The following is a 4,092-nucleotide window of genomic DNA, read 5'->3' on the forward strand; positions in this document are numbered from 1 at the left end:
CCCTTCCCTTCCCCTGCCACCGAAAAGGACAACCGCACCATGCGCACATCTTTGCTTGCTCCCCTCGCCGTCGCCTGCATGGGCCTGACCGGCACGGCCGCCATGGCCGACCAGCTCGCCGACATCAAGGCCAAGGGCACCCTGGTATGCGGAGTGCTCGGCACATCGCAGCCCTTCAGCTACCCCAACGCGCAAACGCGCCAGATCCAGGGCTACGACGTGGACTTCTGCGAAGCCGTCGCCAAGAGCCTGAACGTGAAACTGGAGATCAAGCCGATCTCCGTGGCGGCGCGCATTCCCGAGCTGCTGCAAAAGCGCATCGACGTGGTGGCGGCCAACCTGGGCTGGACGCCCGAGCGCGCCCAGCAGATCGCCTACAGCGACTCGTACTACGCCGCGCTGCAGAAGGTCGCGGTCAAGCACGGCGCGTTCGCCAAGTCCACCGACCTGGCCGGCAAGAAAGTCAGCGCGACCAAGGGCTCCACTTCCGAGGCTGCGATCAAGGCATTCCTGCCCACGGCGACGCCCGTGACGTTCCAGGACCCGCCATCGGCCTTCCTGGCCATGCAGCAGGGCAAGGTGGACGGCTTCGTGGTGTCCGAGATGATGCTGGTGCAGCTCAAGCAACAGTCCGAGAAGACCAGCCCCATCGACATTCTGGAGCCCCAGCTCGCCGAGGAACTGTGGGGCATCGGCATGCGCAAGGAAGAAACCGCGCTGATCAACCACGTCAACAAGACACTGCAGGGCATGGAAGCCAGCGGCGAGGCCGCCAGGATCTTCGACAAGTGGATGGGCGCGGACACGGAATTCAAGATGCAGCGCGGCTTCACGATCAAGCCGATCAAGGGCTGATCCGGACATCCTTTTCCCACCGTCGTCGCGCGGCCCGGCGGCTGCGCGCGATCCGCCCCCCCTATATCCTTCGCGGCGCGGCCGCTTCCGCGCTGCGAAGGCCCGTTCCGTTTTCCCCAATGCCAGATGAGCACCTATGAGTATTGAGCTGGATTTTTCGTTCCTGCTGCAAGGCGACTACCCGCAGACCATCGCCAACGGCGTGTGGACCATGCTCAAGCTGACCGCGTGGTGCTGGCTGCTGGCCATGGGCATCGGCATGGCGCTGGCCACCATCCGCATGGGCGGCTCGCGCATCGCCAACGCCTTCGTCGCCACCTATGTGGAGTGGCATCAGAACGTCCCCGTGCTGGTGCATGTCTTCATCTGGTACTTCGGCGTTCCGGCGATGCTGCCCGAGCCCTGGAAAAACTGGATCAACGCGCACAACAGCGAGTTCCTGTGCGCGGCCATCGCCATCGGCATGGTCATGGCGGCATATGTCGCCGAGGCGCTGCGCGGCGGCATCCGCAGCATTCCCAAATCGCAGTTCGAGGCCTCGCGCGCGCTCGGCCTGACCTATCTGCAGGCCGTGCGTCTGGTCGTCATGCCGCAGGCGCTGCGCATCGCGCTGCCGCCGCTGGTCAGCATCTCCGTGCTGCTGTTCAAGAACACCAGTCTTGCCATGGCCGTGGGAGCCGCCGAGCTCACCTACGTCACGCGCGAGATCGAAAGCACCACGTTCCGCACGTTTGAAATCTACCTCGTCTCCACCGTGATCTACCTGGGAATTTCGCTGCTCATCATGGCTGCCGGACGTCTTCTGGAAAACCGTTATCGCATCAAGGAGCGCTAAACCATGGGCGATATCTTCAACATCCTCAAGGACAATCTCCCGCTGCTGCTGGTGGGCCAGTATCCCTACGGCCCGCTTGGCGGGCTGGCCATGACGCTGATCGTCTCCGTCGCGGGCATCGCGCTGGCGTTTCCGCTCAGCGTTCTCATGGCGATGGCCATGGTCAGCCCGTGGCGCGCCTTGAGCCTGCCGGTGCAGGCGCTCGTGGCCGTGCTGCGCGGCGTGCCGCTGATCATGTTCATCTTCTGGGTGTACTTTCTCGTGCCGCTGGTGATCGGCACGTCGATCAGCGGCGCAACCACCATGCTGGTCACGCTGGTGTTCTACCAGGCCGCCTATCTCGCCGAGATCGTGCGCGCGGGCATCCAGGGCCTGCCCGCGGGGCAGATGGAAGCATCGCGCGCGCTGGGCATGAGCTATATGCAGACCACCTTCAAGGTCATCCTGCCGCAGGCGCTCTACAACATGATCCCGTCGATGCTCGGACAGTTCGTCTCGACCATCAAGGAAACATCGCTGGGCTATGTGATCAGCATGAACGAGCTGACCTTCGCCGCCAACCAGATCAACAACCAGCTGCTCACCAAGCCGTTCGAGGTGTACTTCATCCTCGCCGCCATGTATTTCCTGCTGTGCTTCACGCTCACCAGCTTCGCGCGCCGCCTGGAAAAGCGCATCGCCAACAAGCGGGCGGGCATGACCGCCTCCACGCTCGCGGCCGGGCAGCCCGGGGCGGCCACGGCCGACGCGAAGTGAGCGCACCGAAACCAAGAACCGAGACCCGAACAGACAGGACCGATTCCATGAACCATCCCTCCCGCAACGCGCCCACGCTCATCGAGTTCAAGGATGTCAACAAGTGGTATGGCTCGTACCATGCGCTCAACAACGTCAACGCCGAAGTCGCCACCGGCGAAGTGGTGGTGATCTGCGGGCCATCGGGCTCGGGCAAGTCCACGCTGATCCGCACGGTCAACCGTCTCGAGGAAATTCAGGGCGGCGCGATCACCTTCAAGAACCAGGACGTACATGCCAAGAGCGTGAACATCAACGAGTTCCGCAGCCACATCGGGTTCGTCTTCCAGAGCTTCAACCTGTTCCCGCATCTCTCGGTCGCCGAAAACATCATGCTCGCACCGATGAACGTGCAAAAGCGCGGCAAGGAGGATGCGCGCCAGACGGCGCTGTCGCTGCTCGATCGCGTGGGACTGGCGCACAAGGCGAATGCCTATCCGGGCCAGTTGTCCGGCGGCCAGCAGCAGCGGGTGGCGATCGCCCGCGCGCTGGCGATGAACCCGCCCGCCATGCTGTTCGACGAGCCCACCTCCGCGCTCGACCCCGAGATGGTCGGCGAGGTATTGCAGGTGATGAAGAACCTCGCGCGCGAAGGCATGACCATGATGTGCGTGACGCACGAAATGAACTTTGCCCGCGAGGTGGCCGACCGGGTATGGTTCATGGACGCCGGCGCGCTGGTGGAGAGCGGAACGCCCGATGAATTCTTCTCCAGGCCGCAAAGCGAACGCGCCAGGAAGTTCCTCTCGGACCTGCGCTCGCACTGACACGACCCCTCCCATTCCAACCACCTGAAGTGACTTCCAACATGATCGGAAACCGAATTCTCAAGCGCCGCCGCGCCGTTGACCTTGAACTCGCGGCCCAGTTCCTCGAGCTGCCCGTGGCGAACGTGAGCGACTGCATGTCGCGCATGACCGCCGCGGGAGCGCGTCTCAGGCCCATGCATGGCTCGGGCAACATGGCCGGGCCGGCCCTGACAGTCAGGACCCGCCCGGGCGACAACCTGATGATCCACAAGGCGCTGGCGCTCGCCAAGCCGGGCGACGTGATCGTCGTCGACGCCGGAGGCGATCTCACCAATGCGCTGATCGGCGAGATCATGGTCGGCCATGCCGTCAAGATCGGCGTGGCGGGCATCGTCATCAATGGCGCCATCCGCGACGCGGGAGAGATCCGCGCCGGCACGCTGCCCGTCTATGCGGCTGGCGTGACGCATCGCGGCCCCTACAAGGATGGCCCCGGCGAAATCAATGTGCCGATCGCCATCGACGGCATGGTGATCGAGCCGGGCGACCTTGTGATCGGCGACGAGGACGGCCTGCTGTGCGTGCCCTTCGACGACGCCGCCGCATTGCTGAAGGCCACGCAGGCCAAGCAGGAAGCCGAGAAGAAAATGATCGCCGGGATCGCCAACGGCACTTACGATGGCTCATGGGTGGATGCAACGCTGCGCCGCATCGGCTGCCACATCGAGGAATAAGAGCCGCTCACACAACCATCGATACGTCGTTGCCTCGCCTTGTCGTACGCTTGTACTGCCTGCGGCTTCGCGCCTCGTCTCGATCGCAAACCTTCGGTTTGCCGGGTCGTGTTAGGTTCTAAGA

General features: G+C 63.8%; 5 protein-coding genes. All 5 read left to right on the forward strand.

What is annotated here, in order from left to right:
* The first annotated feature begins 39 nt into the window (after positions 1-39).
* Positions 40-855, forward strand: a complete 816-nt coding sequence (locus ABWP92_RS16670; RefSeq protein ID WP_353236527.1) for an ABC transporter substrate-binding protein — start codon at positions 40-42, stop codon at positions 853-855.
* A 136-nt stretch (positions 856-991) separates the two neighbouring features.
* Positions 992-1,690 carry an amino acid ABC transporter permease gene (locus tag ABWP92_RS16675; RefSeq protein WP_353236528.1) on the forward strand — a complete coding sequence of 233 codons (699 nt, stop codon included), beginning with the start codon at positions 992-994 and terminating at the stop codon, positions 1,688-1,690.
* Positions 1,691-1,693: 3 nt separating this feature from the next.
* Complete coding sequence (locus tag ABWP92_RS16680) at positions 1,694-2,446, forward strand: amino acid ABC transporter permease (RefSeq protein ID WP_353236529.1); 753 nt, start codon at positions 1,694-1,696, stop codon at positions 2,444-2,446.
* 47 nt (positions 2,447-2,493) lie between these two features.
* On the forward strand, positions 2,494-3,252 hold the full coding sequence (locus ABWP92_RS16685) for an amino acid ABC transporter ATP-binding protein (RefSeq protein ID WP_353236530.1): 759 nt from the start codon (positions 2,494-2,496) through the stop codon (positions 3,250-3,252).
* Positions 3,253-3,293: 41 nt separating this feature from the next.
* A complete protein-coding gene (locus tag ABWP92_RS16690; protein WP_353236531.1) occupies positions 3,294-3,968 on the forward strand; it encodes an RraA family protein in 675 nt (224 codons plus the stop codon).
* Positions 3,969-4,092 lie beyond the last annotated feature (124 nt).

The organism is Diaphorobacter ruginosibacter, assembly GCF_040396215.1.
Classification (GTDB): Bacteria; Pseudomonadota; Gammaproteobacteria; order Burkholderiales; family Burkholderiaceae_C; genus Diaphorobacter_A; species Diaphorobacter_A ruginosibacter_A.

Bases quoted from the DNA above. Each gene is read 5' to 3' on its own strand.
- ABWP92_RS16680 (WP_353236529.1), top strand. From the start codon at position 1,694: ATGGGCGATATCTTCAACATCCTCAAGGACAATCTCCCGCTGCTGCTG.
- ABWP92_RS16670 (WP_353236527.1), top strand. From the start codon at position 40: ATGCGCACATCTTTGCTTGCTCCCCTCGCCGTCGCCTGCATGGGCCTG.
- ABWP92_RS16690 (WP_353236531.1), top strand. From the start codon at position 3,294: ATGATCGGAAACCGAATTCTCAAGCGCCGCCGCGCCGTTGACCTTGAA.
- ABWP92_RS16685 (WP_353236530.1), top strand. From the start codon at position 2,494: ATGAACCATCCCTCCCGCAACGCGCCCACGCTCATCGAGTTCAAGGAT.
- ABWP92_RS16675 (WP_353236528.1), top strand. From the start codon at position 992: ATGAGTATTGAGCTGGATTTTTCGTTCCTGCTGCAAGGCGACTACCCG.